This window comes from Gottfriedia sp. S16(2024), assembly GCF_050473765.1.
In the GTDB taxonomy this organism is placed as follows: domain Bacteria; phylum Bacillota; class Bacilli; order Bacillales; family Bacillaceae_G; genus Gottfriedia.
Genome location: NZ_JBFLUO010000001.1, coordinates 2529236 through 2545816, shown reverse-complemented (window position 1 = coordinate 2545816; position 16581 = coordinate 2529236). Strand labels below are relative to the sequence as shown.

At 31.1% G+C, this 16581-nt stretch carries 18 protein-coding genes; 6 read left to right on the top strand and 12 right to left on the bottom strand.

The window, feature by feature from the left end; genetic code table 11:
* Positions 1-164 precede the first annotated feature (164 nt).
* The 5 genes from AB1282_RS11925 to AB1282_RS11905 form a co-directional block, all read right to left on the bottom strand.
* Positions 165-902 (bottom strand): DUF2268 domain-containing protein, encoded by a 738-nt coding sequence (locus AB1282_RS11925; RefSeq protein ID WP_429899157.1) that lies wholly within the window; start codon positions 900-902, stop codon positions 165-167.
* Positions 903-1090: 188 nt separating this feature from the next.
* Positions 1091-2329: a beta-ketoacyl-ACP synthase II gene (gene fabF / locus AB1282_RS11920; protein ID WP_056473619.1), complete on the bottom strand. Its 1239-nt coding sequence runs from the start codon at positions 2327-2329 to the stop codon at positions 1091-1093.
* Positions 2330-2355: 26 nt separating this feature from the next.
* Complete coding sequence (locus AB1282_RS11915; protein ID WP_056473618.1) at positions 2356-3291, bottom strand: beta-ketoacyl-ACP synthase III; 936 nt, start codon at positions 3289-3291, stop codon at positions 2356-2358.
* A gap of 318 nt (positions 3292-3609) precedes the next feature.
* A complete protein-coding gene (locus AB1282_RS11910; RefSeq protein WP_429899156.1) occupies positions 3610-4416 on the bottom strand; it encodes a hypothetical protein in 807 nt (268 codons plus the stop codon).
* A 47-nt stretch (positions 4417-4463) separates the two neighbouring features.
* Positions 4464-5189, bottom strand: coding sequence for a hypothetical protein (locus AB1282_RS11905; protein WP_056473614.1), 726 nt, complete (start codon positions 5187-5189; stop codon positions 4464-4466).
* 164 nt (positions 5190-5353) lie between these two features.
* On the opposite strand from AB1282_RS11905, the gene AB1282_RS11900 reads away from it, so the two are divergent.
* Positions 5354-5542: a YjzD family protein gene (locus AB1282_RS11900; RefSeq protein WP_056473612.1), complete on the top strand. Its 189-nt coding sequence runs from the start codon at positions 5354-5356 to the stop codon at positions 5540-5542.
* A gap of 231 nt (positions 5543-5773) precedes the next feature.
* On the opposite strand, the gene AB1282_RS11895 is transcribed toward AB1282_RS11900, so the two are convergent.
* Positions 5774-5956 (bottom strand): YjzC family protein, encoded by a 183-nt coding sequence (locus AB1282_RS11895; protein ID WP_056473610.1) that lies wholly within the window; start codon positions 5954-5956, stop codon positions 5774-5776.
* A gap of 152 nt (positions 5957-6108) precedes the next feature.
* Here AB1282_RS11895 and AB1282_RS11890 point away from each other — a divergent pair, with 152 nt between their 5' ends.
* The gene (locus AB1282_RS11890) at positions 6109-6924 is read left to right on the top strand and encodes a Cof-type HAD-IIB family hydrolase (protein WP_429899155.1); all 816 of its coding nucleotides are present in this window, start codon (positions 6109-6111) and stop codon (positions 6922-6924) included.
* Positions 6925-7114: 190 nt separating this feature from the next.
* A complete protein-coding gene (locus tag AB1282_RS11885) occupies positions 7115-7258 on the top strand; it encodes a hypothetical protein (protein WP_165347023.1) in 144 nt (47 codons plus the stop codon).
* Between the two features lie 101 nt (positions 7259-7359).
* On the opposite strand, the gene AB1282_RS11880 is transcribed toward AB1282_RS11885, so the two are convergent.
* Positions 7360-7863 carry a BsuPI-related putative proteinase inhibitor gene (locus tag AB1282_RS11880; RefSeq protein ID WP_056473608.1) on the bottom strand — a complete coding sequence of 168 codons (504 nt, stop codon included), beginning with the start codon at positions 7861-7863 and terminating at the stop codon, positions 7360-7362.
* Between the two features lie 241 nt (positions 7864-8104).
* Between AB1282_RS11880 and AB1282_RS11875 the strand changes: the two genes are divergently transcribed.
* A complete protein-coding gene (locus AB1282_RS11875) occupies positions 8105-8695 on the top strand; it encodes a DUF421 domain-containing protein (RefSeq protein WP_429901129.1) in 591 nt (196 codons plus the stop codon).
* 59 nt (positions 8696-8754) lie between these two features.
* Here the strand turns inward: AB1282_RS11875 and AB1282_RS11870 are convergent, their stop codons facing one another.
* On the bottom strand, positions 8755-9564 hold the full coding sequence (locus AB1282_RS11870; RefSeq protein ID WP_056474230.1) for a YitT family protein: 810 nt from the start codon (positions 9562-9564) through the stop codon (positions 8755-8757).
* 213 nt (positions 9565-9777) lie between these two features.
* Between AB1282_RS11870 and AB1282_RS11865 the strand changes: the two genes are divergently transcribed.
* Positions 9778-9906, top strand: coding sequence for a DUF3941 domain-containing protein (locus tag AB1282_RS11865; protein ID WP_082459548.1), 129 nt, complete (start codon positions 9778-9780; stop codon positions 9904-9906).
* 1246 nt (positions 9907-11152) lie between these two features.
* On the opposite strand, the gene AB1282_RS11860 is transcribed toward AB1282_RS11865, so the two are convergent.
* Together AB1282_RS11860 and AB1282_RS11855 are read right to left on the bottom strand one after the other, a co-directional pair.
* The gene (locus AB1282_RS11860; RefSeq protein ID WP_056473606.1) at positions 11153-12004 is read right to left on the bottom strand and encodes a YitT family protein; all 852 of its coding nucleotides are present in this window, start codon (positions 12002-12004) and stop codon (positions 11153-11155) included.
* A gap of 99 nt (positions 12005-12103) precedes the next feature.
* Complete coding sequence (locus tag AB1282_RS11855) at positions 12104-12979, bottom strand: CvfB family protein (RefSeq protein WP_056473604.1); 876 nt, start codon at positions 12977-12979, stop codon at positions 12104-12106.
* A gap of 124 nt (positions 12980-13103) precedes the next feature.
* Here AB1282_RS11855 and AB1282_RS11850 point away from each other — a divergent pair, with 124 nt between their 5' ends.
* Positions 13104-13595: a YajQ family cyclic di-GMP-binding protein gene (locus tag AB1282_RS11850; RefSeq protein ID WP_056473601.1), complete on the top strand. Its 492-nt coding sequence runs from the start codon at positions 13104-13106 to the stop codon at positions 13593-13595.
* 62 nt (positions 13596-13657) lie between these two features.
* Here AB1282_RS11850 and AB1282_RS11845 read toward each other — a convergent pair whose 3' ends face one another.
* A complete protein-coding gene (locus AB1282_RS11845; protein WP_390311005.1) occupies positions 13658-14701 on the bottom strand; it encodes a LacI family DNA-binding transcriptional regulator in 1044 nt (347 codons plus the stop codon).
* Between the two features lie 227 nt (positions 14702-14928).
* Positions 14929-16431 carry an alpha-amylase family glycosyl hydrolase gene (locus tag AB1282_RS11840; RefSeq protein WP_056473598.1) on the bottom strand — a complete coding sequence of 501 codons (1503 nt, stop codon included), beginning with the start codon at positions 16429-16431 and terminating at the stop codon, positions 14929-14931.
* Between the last annotated feature and the right edge of the window lie 150 nt (positions 16432-16581).

Genomic DNA, 16581 nt, shown 5'->3' with positions numbered 1-16581 from the left:
TCACTAATTTATTCCATTTTCCACTGAATTACAAAAAGTGTTTAACAAACTGAATGAAAAATCGTCAATAAATCACTAAAATATCACAGATTAAAGCTGCTCTGATACATTAATACTAAGCAATACATTATATACAATCTAAGGTGCTCTGGAATCATTTGCATTCAAATCGAAATATAATGAATTGTATTTTCCTTAATCTTTTTACTTGGCGTTCTTAAAAGGATATCAGTTGACCATTCTGTCTGCTCTGTACAACTTTTAACAATGTCATATCCAACACTGTAACCCAATAATTTTGGAATTCCGTTCCCACCATACAAGTATTTTGAAAAATTATCATCATTACTTGTTATCTCAAGTTTATCAATTAAATATTTTTTATAATATAATTCACATTGCTTGGAAGAATACTGATTTGTCCATGGTGCTTGAACTGCTTTTCCATACTTATCTAAAACTGCAGTTTCGGCTAATCCTTCTAAAATCATTGCATCAAGTAATGTGACCTTTTTGTTTTTATATAGTTTTGTCAATCTTACAATATGATGATACTCATGTAATAATACTGCTTTATGTTGTAAAATTCCTTCTAAAGGAGACAAAAATAAACAAATACAATTTTTATGTGCGATTCCGCCTCTTTGATAAGTCGTGTTTCTAAACAGATTTCCCGTTCTATGACAAGGTAAAATAATTATAGGTAGGTCAGGTCCATTAAATTCTTTTTTTAACTTCTCAAACTCTTCAGAAAGGCTTTTCCATACACTTTTTTCATCTAGTTGTTTCAGATCATCTTTACTCAATGGTGACAGTCTCGATAAACCGTGGGAAAGAAGATATTTATATAGACTCTCCTCATTATATTTCGGAAAATATGGTAAAAGTTTTTTCATTACCATTTGTTTATCTTCAATAAAATCAACCCATTTATAAGTTGGTATTATCCCAAGTTAATCACCTCAATTTACTATAAAGTATGATAATCAACTAGTGAAAGTTACTTTTTTTTACATTATGATTTCAAATAAAAAAAGCTTAGGTATATACCTAAGCTCCGTATCCATACATTATAAAAATGAATTTTAACTTATTTCGAGAATTCTTTAAATGCTAAAGTTACATTATGTCCACCAAATCCTAATGAATTAGAAATTGCTGCTTTTACATTAAATGGTCTAGCAACGTTTGGTACATAATCTAAATCACATTCGCTATCAGTTTCTTGGTGATTGATCGTTGGAGCAATTACTTTATTATGGATTGTTAATGCTGTAATAATTGCTTCAATTCCACCTGCTGCTCCTAGCATATGACCAGTCATAGATTTTGTTGAACTAATTGGTACATTGTATGCATGTTCGCCAAATACTTCTTTAATTGCCATCGTTTCGAATTTATCGTTTAATTCAGTACTTGTTCCATGTGCATTAATATAATGAATATCTTCAACTGATAAACCAGCATCATCAAGTGCCATTCTCATAGCACGTGCGCCACCTTCTCCACCTGGAGCTGGTGCTGTAATATGGTGTGCATCACCTGTTGTTCCGTATCCAACGATTTCTGCATAAATCTTCGCTCCACGAGCTAATGCGTGTTCTAATTCCTCAAGGAATACGATACCAGCACCTTCACCAATAATAAAGCCATCACGAGCATTGTCAAATGGACGACATGCTTTCTCTGGATCTGGATTTAATGATAAAGCTCTTGCAGCACAGAACCCAGCAAGACCCATATCAGTAATCGGTGCTTCTGCACCACCAGTAATCATTGCAACTGCATCGCCACGTTGAATAATTTTGAACGCATCACCAATCGAACTTGCACCAGAAGCACAAGCTGTAACTGTACAACCATTTGGACCTTTAGCACCTGTTAAAATAGATACTTGTCCAGATGCCATATCAGGGATTAACATCGGAATAAAGAACGGGCTTACTCGACGTGCACCTTTTGTTTGGAAAGTATTAAACTGTTCTTCATATGTTTCCATACCACCGATACCAGAACCAATCCAAACACCAACTTTTGGCGCAATTTCTTCGTCAATCGTAAAGTTTGCATCTTCTATAGCCATTTTTGAAGCTGCAATCGCATAGTGAGTAAAACGGTCCATGCGTTTTACTTCTTTTTTATCAATATATTTTTCAGGATCAAAGTCTTTTACTTCTCCCGCAACTTTAACAGGGAAATTATCAGGATTTTTTCGAGTCAGAGCACCAATTCCACTCTTTCCATTCATTAAACTTTCCCATACTGTATTTATATCATTACCAATAGGTGATACTGCACCTAAACCTGTAATAACAACTCGTTTTTTCATATCAAAAAAATCCTCCTTCAATTAGATTATCTTCCGAATCGAAGTGCAATTGCACCCCAAGTTAATCCGCCGCCAAATCCAACTAATACTAATACATCGTCTTCTTTAACATTACCTTTTTTATATTCTTCAACTAATGCAATTGGAATTGAAGATGAAGATGTATTACCATGACGATCAATAATTACACTCATTTTTTCTTTAGGTAGCTGTAATCTTTCTCTAGCTGCGTCCATTATACGAGTATTCGCTTGGTGTGGAATTAGGAAATCCACTTCTTCTTTCGTTAATCCTGCTAATTTTAATACACTTTCACAAGAATCTCCCATTTGACGAACTGCAAATTTAAACACTTCTCGTCCGTTCATTATTAAGTGATCTCCACCTTTATAAAGATGTTTACCACCAGTACCGTCCGCACCTAATTCATAAGAAAGAATTCCTCTGCCTTCACTTACTGGTCCGATAACCGCGGCACCTGCACCGTCACCAAATAAAACTGCCGTGTTTCGATCTTCCCAGTTAACAATTTTAGTTAACTTTTCAGCTCCGATTACAAGAATTCTACTGTATGTTCCAGTATTAACAAACTGAGCTGCAGTAACAACACCATAAATAAATCCAGCACAAGCTGCACTAATATCCATTGCAGCAGCATTTTTAGCTCCAAGTTTTTCTTGAATTACACATGCAACTGATGGAAACGACTTATCTGGAGTAACAGTTCCAACTAAAATTAAATCAAGTTCTTCTGCTTTTACATTTGCATCTTTTAAAGCTTCTACCGCAGCTTCATATGCTAAATCAGAAGTGTCTTGTTCGTCACTAGCAATTCTTCTTTCTTTAATTCCAGTTCGACTAACAATCCACTCATCTGAAGTATCCATCATTTGTTCTAAATCATAATTAGTTAATTTTTTTTCGGGTACGTATGAGCCAATACCTAAAATTCCAGCATTCATGAATATCCCCGCCTTACTTTATTATTTTTATGTCTTCTTCATATTATTACCTGGTACTAATTTTATGAAATAATATGTACTTTGTCTACATTTTTATCTTTTAAAATCTAGGCTATGTAAAAAAGTTAGATCATTTCTTAAAAAGAATACCACTTTGGACGAACTTTAAATCCAAAGCGAATTTTTAAACTAATGTATTCTACTACAAAAAAGGAAATAGTTCAAAAACGAACTATTTCCTTTTATCATTCTTTATATGCTGGATGAGGAAGTATTTTCTTCATACTCATGAAGTCTATATAGGGGGAATGTATTTCATTAGTAAAGATGAAAATGCTGTTGAATTTGCTGTTTTTGCTTTTGTATACCGTCCTCAAGTGAAGTTGTATTAATAATAACAAAAGGAGTTGCATCAATATAGTTTCTCATTTGAGCGAACTTTATTCCTTCGATCATATTTTGTAATCCAGTGAAATTCCCGTCCTCTGGTAAGAACATACATTGTTTAGCTGTGATGATATATTTATGTTCTTTTAATTCCTTCTCAGAAATGATCCGAATCGCTTTCCCTACATCTTCTACAAATAAAATTTCATTAGAACCGTATACATTTTTAATCGAAACATTTCTCTTTCCTAGGTCTTGAACAATTAATTCATGTACTAAGCCGGCAGATGGCTCCCAGGGTCCATATAAAGATGGAATTTCAATATAAGTAATATTGCAATCTATATTTTTACTCAATTCATTAACTGTTCTTTCTAAATCTGCTAATTCTTTTTTTGAAGATAATAAAAAGATAATATCCTTACTTTTGCCAATCATCTTGTTAAACAGTTTTTCGGTAAACTCTATACTATTAATTGTACCTTTTAACTTAAGTTCGTCATAAAAATGACAAATAAAAATGGTATCATATTGCTCATTCTCTACTAAAAATTGCTCTTCATCCAAAAAGATGACCCTTGCATTTCTTCCAATTGAGAAGATCTTTTCTTCACTTATTAAATCACTTTCATTTCCTTGTTCCATCACAACGGCTGAAACATCATTATATTCCATTAGTTGGCAAACCAACTCATATCCTATAAATCCACTAGATCCAATAACAGCACACCTTTTCATTATTAACCTCCTTCTTTTAGGAAATTTATTCAAAAAAAATATAGAGACTATAAAACATCCTGATATTTTTTTAAAAACCTTATTAAGTTTTTTCCACAATCAAATTTTTTCTCTTCTAATGATATCAAAATCGAAAGCGGTAAATTATTTTTATGTCGCTCTTCTTCTAAAAGTCTAATATCGCTTTTCCATTTATAATGATTTCTCGTTGTTGTGTAAATTTTAATTGGTGAGATTGTTTCATAAAAAAAACATTCTCTATCTATAACCATATATATATCCGAAGCTTTATATGCTTTTAAAATTTCATGAACTGTTCTTTTATAGAACAGTTTATTTTCTCTTTCTAAATCTAATTCATTTTTTAAATTTAACGAAGGATTTAATAATGAAATACTTCTGACTTTTCCTTTTAAGAGGCCAAGTAATTTACAAACGACTAATGCTCCAGTACCTTCACCAATTATATGAATTGATGGATTCAAAATTTCTTTTCTCATAACTGAATGATATAAGCTTTCTGCTAAATCGACAGCGTCATCAGAACCCCAATTTTTCCCATATAAATTTGAAGTGAATACTGTGTATCCTTCATCTGTTAAAGTTGATAATAGCTTTCTTTTATCAAAATGCTGCAATAAGCAACTATGTGCATTATCTACGTAATGTGTATTCCCACCGACATAGAGTACTCCGAAACCATTCGGTCTAATAGGTAGATGAATAACTGCATATTGATCCTCTTGTTTAAAAAACCTCTCAGTTACAGGCATTCTTATCACCTTATTATTAATGTAGTATTTTTGGGGAATTATAAAATAGGTATAAAAAAATTCTTAAGTTACTTTTTTTAATTAAAACTTTTTAATTATAACTTCAATTATCAAATTTCTAGGTATATAATATGATAAGAACTAACTAGATAGGAGTGATTAGAGTGCGTTTTATTATGACATTGTTCTGGAGCTTTGTTTTATGCCAAATGGGAGCTTACGTTTTAAGTTCAATGACTGGCGGAGTATATAATTTCACAACTGCTTCAGTTATGGCTGTAGTATTATCATTAGCTATTTCAGTTCTTAGCGAAGCAATAATTCCTAATGAACCTGTTGCAAAACACCACTAAAATCTATATATAACATATGTTGTAGCACCCAAAAACGTTCAACTTGGTATATACATATGTCATGATTTATAGTTTTAGATAATTTATAAAATACTAAAATTTTGATAAATACATTCAATATTTTGTATATTGTAAACACATAAAAGCGCTTTCGATCAATTAATCGAAAGCGCTTTTTTTATCTTTTTTAAGTTTTTAATATTGAGCCCATTATGCTAAATTTACAATCAATTATTTAAATTTAGATTTATATGTCCATTTTCTGTTATGGTTTTGTGTATCTGGAAAAACTTCTCCAGCCTGAAGCTTAATTTGTTTTGGACGAGTTACGTTGCTTCCTGTTTCACCGATTTCCACGTATACCCCATTATTTGGTGCTTTGTCGCCTGGTCGAAATTGATGTGCTTGACCCATAATTCATTCCTCCTTCTATTTAGGTTCTTATTGTTCCTCTAAAAATAAAGTTTTTTCTTTTAAAAAGATGGTATCATTAGTAATTATTGGCTTTTTACCCAATAATATTTTTTCTTAAAAAGATTCACATTAAAAAATAAAAGGTGATGAATATGAAAACAAAACACTTAATTGCACTAGATTTAGACGGCACCTTATTAACGGATGAAAAAATAATATCCGAACGTACTTTAAAAGTGATCCAACAGTTAAAGACTCAGGGTCATGAAGTATGTATTTCAACAGGTAGACCTTTTAGAGCTAGTAAAATGTATTATGAACAATTAAACCTTACAACTCCAATTGTAAACTTTAATGGTGCTTATGTTCATCACCCTCTAGATGATTCATGGGGAGTTTATCACGAATCATTACCTTTAGAAGTAGCAAAAGAGGTAATTAGTTCTTGTAGAGAGTATGAATTAAAAAATATGTATGCTGAAGTAATGGACGATGTATACGCTGATAAACACGAAGAGGAGATACTCCCACTTTTCCACTATTTAAAAGAAGATATTATCCATGGAGATTTAGTTGAAAATCTTATTCAAGCTCCAACATGTCTTCTAATCGATAGTGAAGAGTCTCATGTTGCAAGTATTCGTGAGCACTTATCAAATGTCCATGCTGAGGTAATTGATCACCGCCGCTGGGCAGCACCTCATCATATAATCGAAATTGTTAAAGCTGGTATGAATAAGGCAATAGGACTACAAAAAGTAGCATCATACTATAATATTCCTCGAAAAAACATTATAGCTTTTGGTGATGAGGACAATGATTTGGAAATGATTGAATATGCGGGCCATGGTGTTGCAATGGATAATGCTATTCATCAATTAAAGAATATTGCAAACCACACAACATTATCTAATCAAGATGATGGAATCGCGATTTTTCTTGAAGATTTTTTCAACTTAAAATTATAATTTATAGCACTTTCGTTGTCATTAATTTCAAAGATAACTAATAATAACCACTTATAACAATTTGCTAATTGTGCATTCTATTAAGGACTTCACCAATAAGGATTATCCAGTTTTTGATATTGATCAATTACTATTGGAATTTCTTAAGAAGTCAAAAACAAAAAGCTTTCCTATTTAGGAGGGAATCACGATGGGCAAAGGTAATAAGTCTAAGCGCTTTATTCAACAAAGTTCTGATTCTGTTACAAAGTACTCTGAAAAATTCCCTTATCACTTTACATTAGCTGAAGCAGAAGAGCGAAAAGCTAATAATAGACAAAGCTTTAATGCTTAATTTAAAGCATTAAAAACAAAAAACAACCATTGGATTAATCCTTTGGTTGTTTTTTATTTATGAAAACACTCTGTTTATATCTTATTTACTGGAGAAAGTTTCTAGTAAGAAACTGTTTGGGTAACTGGTTTAATTTCTCCATTTAGATCCTTCTCATTAACCTTTGTTGCAACGAAAATTGCAGTTATTTCATAATTCCCATTTGGAAGTTTTTTATCTACAAAATTAACTTGCTCTTGCCAAACTTGCGCCTTTCCACTTAGAATTGCAACATTTGTAATGACCTGTGCATACGCCATTTCTCGAGATGACTGATAAACTACTTGTCCACTCTCATCTTTAATTGTAAAATCAACTGTTTGCGATGAAGGGAATGTAAAATTCACAGGGATTTTATTATCATTACGTATTGAATATTTCATCTTCACAATCCCGTTAGCTTCTGTAATCTCAAGTGTTGGTGAAAGCTTTTCAACGTCGATCTCATTAATTTGACCTACAGTTTGTTTTGTACTTGGTGTTTGTTTTATTTCCTTGTCGCTCTTTGCACCACAACCAGAAAGAAGTAGCGAACAAGCTAATAAGAGAATCGTTCCCTTTTTCAAAATAATCCCCACCTTTTTAGTATCCTTATCCTAAATTATACCAAAAAGCTGAGAAATTACTTTAAAATTCCAGCGAAATATTGTTGTGATTAGTAGCATTGTTCATTTAGAAACAAATGCATAAATCTTAAAATTAAAAGAAAAATTAATTAAGTATTTATCTAATTGTCTATAAAAAATAATTAAGCTTTATCAAATATATATGTACTCCTTACCCATATTTGAAAGGGGAATTAACATGATGCATACTATTTTTCATTCATTCATATTAATTTTAGCTGGCATTTTACTATTAAGAATAGCTGGAAGAAAATCAATTTCACAAATGACATTGCCCCAAACAATTGTTATGATTTCGATTGGTACAATTATCGTTACTCCAATTATTGAAAAAGGCTTAACTAAAACAATTGTTGCTGCCACAGTTTTTGTATTAACTCTACTTGTATTAGAATATTTGCAGATGAAATCGAATACTCTTGAAAAATTTTTTACAGGAAAATCAAAAATTGTAGTAGAAAACGGGAAGTTGAATGTTAAAAATTTAAAAAAGCTACGGTTAACGGTTGATCAATTAGAAATGCGTATTCGAAATGAAGGAATTAATAAATTTGATGATATTAAGTTTGCTACAATTGAACCAAATGGCTTATTAGGATTCCAATTAGCCGAGGATGCGAAACCATTAACAATTGGAGAGTTTAAAACGCTTATGGATTCGTACGGATTTCATCTTAAAAATAATCATTTAAGCGAGAATACTCAAAGTTCTGCTTCAATTTTTAATGAATTAAAAGGAAAACAAAAACCTGAAAATCCTAAATTTAAATAAATCGATCCATTAACAAAAAAAGACTAGCAAATTTCAGCTTTTTGCTAGTCTTTATCTATTTATATCTTTCTAAATTCCCCTAATACATCAACGGTTTGTACCACATTCGTAAAAGCTTTAGGATCTACCCTTTTTATAATTCTTTCCAAATCGTATAATTCATAACGAGATAATACAATCATTAAGATATCTTTATCTTGCTTAGTAAATGCTCCAGTAGCATTCATTTGTGTAATTCCTCGCACAAGTTTCGCATGAATTTCTTTTCTAAGCTCTTCACCTTTTGTAGTGACAATCATTGCTGTTAGCTTAACATGACTTGTATGAACACTATCAATCACACGAGTAGTAACATATAAATTGATTAAAGTATAAAGAGCTTTTTCCATTCCATATAACTGGCCAGCTGTAATAATAATAATTGCATTAAACAAAAAGAAATACGTTCCAACCGGTTTCCCTTTTGATTTTGAAAGAACTAAGGCGATAATATCCAATCCACCTGTAGACCCACCAAATTTTAATGTCATTCCAATACCGATCGCAGCAATTAAACCACCAAAAACTGCATTAAGAAGAATATCATCTGAAAAAATCGGTTTAACAGGTAAGATTTCTAAAAATAACGTCATTACCCCTACACTAAAGAAACTAAAATACGTAAAAGAACGTCCAACTTTTTTCCATGCTAAGACGATAACAGGAACATTTAATAACGCTAAAAGAATCCCCGTCGTTGCTGTAAACGGAGTGTAGTCAGTTATAATATTTGAAAGTAACTGCGCTAAACCTGCGAAACCACTTGAATAAACATTAGCAGGGATTAAAAAACAATTCATTGCAAACGCATTTAAGAAACCACCAATCATTACTACAACCAGCTTAAATAAAAGCTCTTTATTTCTTTCCACCAACTCTGCTTCCTCCTCAAAAAAAATAAAACTTCTCTCTAAATTAAAAATTGCCTCTGTAAAAACATCATACTTGTTTAACAAAAGCCAAATGTAAAAACGAACACTCATACATAATTAAAGTGATAAAGGCAAACCTAACATTATCATTTCTTATAAAGGAGCTTAAATATGCCTACTAGTGATAATGACAAAAAAGCAAAAGATAATAACGCTGTAAGAGAAAAGAAAAATGCACAAGAAAGTAAAAATGCACAGGCTGGTAAGAAATCTTTTTCTAAAAGTGTCGATCATCTTTAATATTTTTAAAACGGTTTAATTGAATAAAAAACATGTAAAATTTCATCTAATAGTTTAAGTATATTTAAATCTTTCTGAAAGACAATAAGAACTTTCTAAACTTGAAAAAGCCTTATTATTAAGAATATTTAACCGATGTAAATATTTTAAAAAAACCTCTAGAAACACTATTATATAAGTGTTTTTAGAGGTTTTAACAAATTTAAAAATTTGCCAAACAAAAGATAACTACCCTACACAAATTGGGTGAGGTTTTTGAGGAATAATTTTTGCATAATAATAGAAACAATACAAAATCTAAACAAATGAAAAAAAGGACCATTCCAGCATTACTGGAATGGTTTTTTTACTTTGAGTTTTAATGAATCATATAAAAAGCCTCTGCAACAACACATTAATAATATCAAGTATTAATCAACATGTACTGTCCTTATTTGAAATGCAATATATCAAATAAAGGCTCACGATACCTCAAATAATATAGTAATGTTTTCATTGGATAATCTATACAAAAAATTATAAGTTGGAAGTATTACATGAAAAATTTATTTAAACAAGCTACTGTTAATAATGGCAGCTGGTAATTACTATATTTATAAAGAGTTAAGAGATAACACAAGTTCCAAATGTTCAATTCTAGTATTAAAATGGGCACCACCATCAGTATATGCAAAGATAAGATAATGAGGTGATATATCTTGAGTTCAATGCTAGCACAAGTTATTCTTTTCCTAATTCTCCTTCTAGGATTCTATTATTTAACAAAATTCTTTCCAAATAGCTCGAAGTACTTCCTAGGAGCAATAGTTTTATTTATATTTGGAAGCATTGTTATCCATACAGATCATTATTTTGATAGATATTTTTTATTCATAACTTCTATCTGTTTATTAACTCTAATATCAATTTTTAAAAAAGATATTTCAATGCTACTGAATAAAATAATTAATTAAATTTCTTTAGGAGAAGTCACGCTATTTTTTGACTTCTCCTAAATATCTTAAAACAACTAACTCCAGTTCTAATTCACACAACTACATCAACAACTAAATCATTATTCTCTTGAAACGCATTGACACCTACTTTAGTTTTCTCTTGATCGATACCATTATTAATATCTAATTTTAGATGTATCGTGCCTACATGTCACTTTACTTACAGTCACTCATTTAAAGAACTAAAAAAAGAGTCTTTTCTAGCATTCGGAGAGTGTAAATATTTAATTTTTGGGCGGTTATTTTCACTCTTAAAACTTCCTAAATTCTCCAAACACATCAATTGTTTGAACGATATTTGTAAACGCCTTTTCATCAACTGATTTAATGACTTTCGATAAATGATATAGCTCATAACGTGATAGTACCATCATTAAAATTTGTTTATCTTGATTCGTAAAGGCACCTTTTGCATTGATTGCAGTAATTCCGCGCACTAGCTTCGAATGAATTTCTTTACGCAGTTCATCACCTTTTGTCGTTACAATAAAGGCAGTTACTTTAATATGACTTGTATGAATTGCATCAATGAATCTAGACGTTACATATAGGTTAATTAATGTATAAAGTGCTTTTTCCATTCCATAAATATAGCCTGCTGTTAATATAATTAACGCGTTAAACAGGAAGAAGTATGTACCAACGGGTTTTCCTTTCGAACGTGATAATACTAGAGCAACTATATCTAACCCACCTGTTGAAGCACCAAACTTTAAAGTATATCCAATCCCAACCGCAACAATTAATCCACCAAATACTGCGTTTAGTAAAATATCTTTTGAGAATAGAGGCGTTACTGGAATTACTTCTAAAAATAGCGTAGTTATTCCAACGCTTAAAATCGTAAAATACGTAAAAGATCGACCTATTTTTTTCCATGCTAAAATGATTACAGGAATATTTAATATTGCAAGTAAGATACCAGTAGAAGCCCTAAAAGGTGTAAAATCATTTAATAAATTAGTAAGTAACTGAGCTAAACCAGAAAAACCACTTGAATAAACACTGACAGGAATTAAAAAACAATTCATTGCAAATGCATTCATAAATGCACCAAATATTACTACAAGAACTTTTATGAACAATTCTTTTTTGTCATTCACCTACAAGCCTCCTAAATTTTCATATGTTTAGTATGCCTGTAAATTGTAAAAAAATAGCAAAAAAACCACTTCATTCTATAAAGTGGTTTCACATTCTAATTATTGCTCTTTCTTCTCAAACAGTTCTTTTGCGTATGTCCAACCGTCTTCTTGATAGATTTTATTTTCCTTTAATAATCTACCCATCGCTCGTTTAAATGAAGCCTTACTAATATTAAATCTTACTTTAATATCCTCTGCGTCACTCTTATCCCAGTAAGGCATTGCCCCACCACGGCTCATCATATATTCATAAATTTCATTTGCTTCTTGATCTAATCCTTCATGTACCCTTGGTAAAAGTGACACGTTAATACTTCCATCATCTTTTACATCAATAATGCGTCCACTTACCCTTTCACCAATACGAGGTTCAGTTTTTCTCTGTGATTCGTGGATAAAACCTATGAATCGTTCATCAGTTAAAATATAAGAACCTACTCTTAAAGTACGATAGATGATTCCTGTAACGTTTTTATTAAGCATACTCGGTTCAGCCGGTACAGAAAACTCTTTCATGACTGGTTCAGTAGCAATTTTAATTAATAGTCTACCTTTGTTTGTTTGCTTTAACGTACAAAAAATTTCATCGCCTTCTTCAGGCCATACTTCTTGAAGAGGTGGAAGGTCACCTTTTTCTAATAGAATATCTTTTGAAATGCCGATGTTTACAAAAACACCCACTCCATCAAGTTTATCTACTACTTTTGCAAATCCATAACCTTCTGTTGTAATGAATGGCATTTCCATCGTTGCAGAAAGTCTACCTTTGGAATCATGATATAAAAATACAGTAACTTCTTGATCTATTTCAACTTCACCAGATGCCTCATTTTTATGTAAAAATACTTCTTCTTGATCTTGGACAAGCATATACCCAATATCCGTTTCTCGACTGCAAACTAAAGTTACAATCTCTCCTGCTTGTAAACTCATTTTTTGTTACATCCTCTCTTAACTTTCAAACTAAAAATTATTATATCATGCTAACCTGAAAGTTTGTTACTTCGTCTATCATACACTATAATACAAGTATTAACGAATTGGAGGGATTCTATCTATGTCAAAAGAAAGTTCATTTGATATTGTTTCAAAAGTTGACTTACCAGAAGTCTCGAATGCGATTCAACTTGCTACAAAAGAAATCGCAACTCGCTATGACTTTAAAGGAAGCAAAAGCTCAATTGCATTAGAAAAAGAAGAACTAGTTTTAGTATCAGATGACGATTATAAATTAGAGCAATTAAAAGACGTATTAATTAATAAATTAATTAAACGTAATGTTCCTATTAAAAACCTAGATTACAGTAAGGTTGAAGGTGCTTCAGGTGGTACTGTAAGACAAAGAGCTAAATTAGTTCAAGGTATTGATAAAGAAAATGCAAAAAAAATCAATACAATCATTAAAAATAGTGGATTAAAAGTAAAATCACAAATTCAAGATGATCAAATCCGTGTAACTGCAAAAAGTAGAGATGATTTACAAGCAATTATCGCTGCTGTAAAAGGTGCAGATTTATCTATTGACGTTCAATTCCTGAATTACCGATAAACTTATACATAGAAAAAGAGGATGAAAGTAATCATCCTCTTTTTTAACTTTTATAAATTTAATTAACCACTTACTAACGTTAATCTCTCATTCTTTACACATGTATCACGGACTACTATTTTATATGGAACGATAATACTTTTTTCAGTACCATCTGGTTCTTCAACTTTTGAAATAATATTTTTTGCTGCTTCATTGCCTAATTGATAAATATTAATATCTACAGATGTTAATGGTGGATTTGCTAATTCTGCAAAAATTGCATTATTAAAGCTAATAATTGAAATATTATTTGGGACTAAAATGTTATGTTCGCTTAATACACTTATAATTCCTAATGCTAATACATCATCAGTCACAACAATTGCAGTCGGAAGCTCCTTAAGTTCGAGCATTTGATTTACTGCTTTCCTTCCACCGTCTCTCGTAAATGATGTAAATATAATTTCTTCTTCATTTACAGAAAGTCCGTTTAATTGCATTGAATCTTGGAATCCTCGTAATCGGTTTTGAGTTACTAGAAGACTACTGTCTCCTCCAACAAATGAAATTTGTCGATGTCCAAGATCAATTAAATAATTAGTCACATCTCTCGCAGCAGCATAATTATCATTGTCAATATACGTTATATCATCCATTGAATGAACAGGCTTCCCTACTAATACAAAAGGAAAATTATTTTCATTTAAATAATCGATAATCTTATCATTTTCCTTTGAGTAAAGTAGAATAATTCCGTCGACTCTTCTACCCCTAATTGTTTTAATCACAGTTTGCTCAACTTCATCTTCATTGTTTCCTGTAATAAAATAAAGAGAGTAATCTTTTTGATTCGAATACGCTGTCACACCTCTAATCACTTCTGCAAAAAAAGGATTATGAAATGATGTATCTAATGCTGGTGGCAAAACTAATCCAATCGATTTCGTAGATCGATTAGCCAACGACCTTGCATTTAAATTAGGATGATAATTTAGTTCATCCATTACTTTTCTAACTTTCCTCTTTGTTTTTTCACTAATTCTTGGGTTGTTTGAGATAACTCGAGACACCGTTGAAGGCGCTACATTCGCTTTCTTCGCAACATCCTTAATTGTAATCGTCATTTTAATTCCCCTTATTTACGAATGAATGTAAACGTTATCATTTTCTCTTTAGATGTAGACTCTATTTAAAAGATTATTGATTCTTGATAAAATCCACATCTTCCTTCACAAGGCGATGTCCCGTTTATTTTACTGGAATCTAGTGGATTCAATCTCTTCTAATTTGCTTAGAATACTAAAAAAGACAGCAATCATTTCAAGTATTCTAAGCTTAAGCAAACTAGTATTTATTTAACCTCATTATTACGTCTTCTTGCAAACCATAAAAAGATGATAAACGCAACAAAAATGGATGGTATTGCAATAATCACGCCAATGTTTAAACTAGTTTTAGGTGCAACTGCATAAACATTTGAAGATTCTCTTTTAAGGACTATATCGAATCCTTTTTTATTTGGACGAACCAAATCATCACTTAACATACCTCTTAATTCATTAGATTTTTTAATGACATCAAAATCTAAATGAACCTTTTGATCAAGAGAAGTATTATTTATTGCAACGATCGTAGTTTCATCATTATAATGTCTCTTAATTAAAGTCATACCTTTAGAATCATCATAAAGCACTTCAAAATCCCCTTCAGAAAGAGACGGTAAAGTTCTTCTTAATTCAGTCAGTTTTTTAATATATTTTGAAAAATCTTCATCAGTACGGAAATCCATTCCTTTTCGATTATCAGGGATGTTTCCACCATTTAGTGCAATTTCTGTCCCATAATAAGTCAATGGGATTCCTGGTGTTGTAAATAAATAAGCAAGTGCCAACTTTAATCTTGAAGGTGGATACTCACCTTTTTCTACGGCTAATGAAACAAAGCGCTTAGTCATTTCATCATCTAAATAGTTAATCATTAATGTCGAGCCTAACTGCTTACTTAAATCCACTTGTAGCTTCATTATGTCAGTTAAAGATTGATTTTGTGAAGAAAATGAATTTGCCAAATCATCTACAGAATCTACATTATAAATCCCATTAAAACCTAAATTTTTATATTTATTTAGATCTATTTCACTTGAAGCATTTAAATCAGCAAATAAGATGAAGTTTGGATTTTTCTTTTTTATTTCATTGTTAAATGATTTCCAAAAAGAAACAGGTACATTATTTACTTCTTGTAAATTATATCCGTCAAAATTAGCTTGATCCATCCAATACTTAGCTGTTTCGATTAAGTAATTTGCTACCTCATTGTTATCTTGGTTAAAATCAGGTAACCCATTTATCCATTTCTTTTCTGAACTTGTACTATTTTCTGGATTAAACCAATCCGTTTTTTTAGCAAGTTCACTATTTGGCGAAGCATTATTTGTAACAAAATCAATATAAACTTTTATTTTACGTTTATGCGCTTCTTTGACCAACTTCTGAAGGTCTTTATTTGTTCCGAACCTTGGATCAATTTTTCTAAAATTAACGACGGAGAATCCATCATATGAATTTACGTCATTCTCAAAAATAGGTGAAATCGAAATAGCATTATATCCAAAATCCTTAAGATAATCTAATTTTTGGGTAATACCATCTAAATCCCCACCCTGAGATTTGTTTAAATCTTTCGGGTCTGTATTTTTATCATTCATAGGATTACCATCAAAAAAACGATCAACTAAAATTCGATAAATCATTTCTTTTTTTAAATCTGTTGTCTTTTTTTCTGCAAAACTAATACTTGGTAATGTACTAAAAAATAGTACAGACGCTAGTATTAATAAACCAAATCGCCTCATTTTTTCTCCCCCTGCAAGACACTCGCATGTACATAAATTTCACTCTCTACATTATTTTGCAAAATATTACAATGAAATTCAAATGTTAATTTAAATTTCATAAAAATGGAAGCGATTGCACACACTATTTAATTATACTGTTACTAAATT

Excerpts from the sequence above, each read along its gene's own strand:
- AB1282_RS11925 (WP_429899157.1), bottom strand. The coding sequence starts at position 902 with ATGGTAATGAAAAAACTTTTACCATATTTTCCGAAATATAATGAGGAG.
- fabF (WP_056473619.1), bottom strand. The coding sequence starts at position 2,329 with ATGAAAAAACGAGTTGTTATTACAGGTTTAGGTGCAGTATCACCTATT.
- AB1282_RS11915 (WP_056473618.1), bottom strand. The coding sequence starts at position 3,291 with ATGAATGCTGGAATTTTAGGTATTGGCTCATACGTACCCGAAAAAAAA.
- AB1282_RS11910 (WP_429899156.1), bottom strand. The coding sequence starts at position 4,416 with ATGAAAAGGTGTGCTGTTATTGGATCTAGTGGATTTATAGGATATGAG.
- AB1282_RS11905 (WP_056473614.1), bottom strand. The coding sequence starts at position 5,189 with ATGCCTGTAACTGAGAGGTTTTTTAAACAAGAGGATCAATATGCAGTT.
- AB1282_RS11895 (WP_056473610.1), bottom strand. The coding sequence starts at position 5,956 with ATGGGTCAAGCACATCAATTTCGACCAGGCGACAAAGCACCAAATAAT.
- AB1282_RS11890 (WP_429899155.1), top strand. The coding sequence starts at position 6,109 with ATGAAAACAAAACACTTAATTGCACTAGATTTAGACGGCACCTTATTA.
- AB1282_RS11885 (WP_165347023.1), top strand. The coding sequence starts at position 7,115 with ATGGGCAAAGGTAATAAGTCTAAGCGCTTTATTCAACAAAGTTCTGAT.
- AB1282_RS11875 (WP_429901129.1), top strand. The coding sequence starts at position 8,105 with ATGCATACTATTTTTCATTCATTCATATTAATTTTAGCTGGCATTTTA.
- AB1282_RS11870 (WP_056474230.1), bottom strand. The coding sequence starts at position 9,564 with ATGATTGGTGGTTTCTTAAATGCGTTTGCAATGAATTGTTTTTTAATC.
- AB1282_RS11865 (WP_082459548.1), top strand. The coding sequence starts at position 9,778 with ATGCCTACTAGTGATAATGACAAAAAAGCAAAAGATAATAACGCTGTA.
- AB1282_RS11855 (WP_056473604.1), bottom strand. The coding sequence starts at position 12,979 with ATGAGTTTACAAGCAGGAGAGATTGTAACTTTAGTTTGCAGTCGAGAA.
- AB1282_RS11850 (WP_056473601.1), top strand. The coding sequence starts at position 13,104 with ATGTCAAAAGAAAGTTCATTTGATATTGTTTCAAAAGTTGACTTACCA.
- AB1282_RS11845 (WP_390311005.1), bottom strand. The coding sequence starts at position 14,701 with ATGACGATTACAATTAAGGATGTTGCGAAGAAAGCGAATGTAGCGCCT.
- AB1282_RS11840 (WP_056473598.1), bottom strand. The coding sequence starts at position 16,431 with ATGAGGCGATTTGGTTTATTAATACTAGCGTCTGTACTATTTTTTAGT.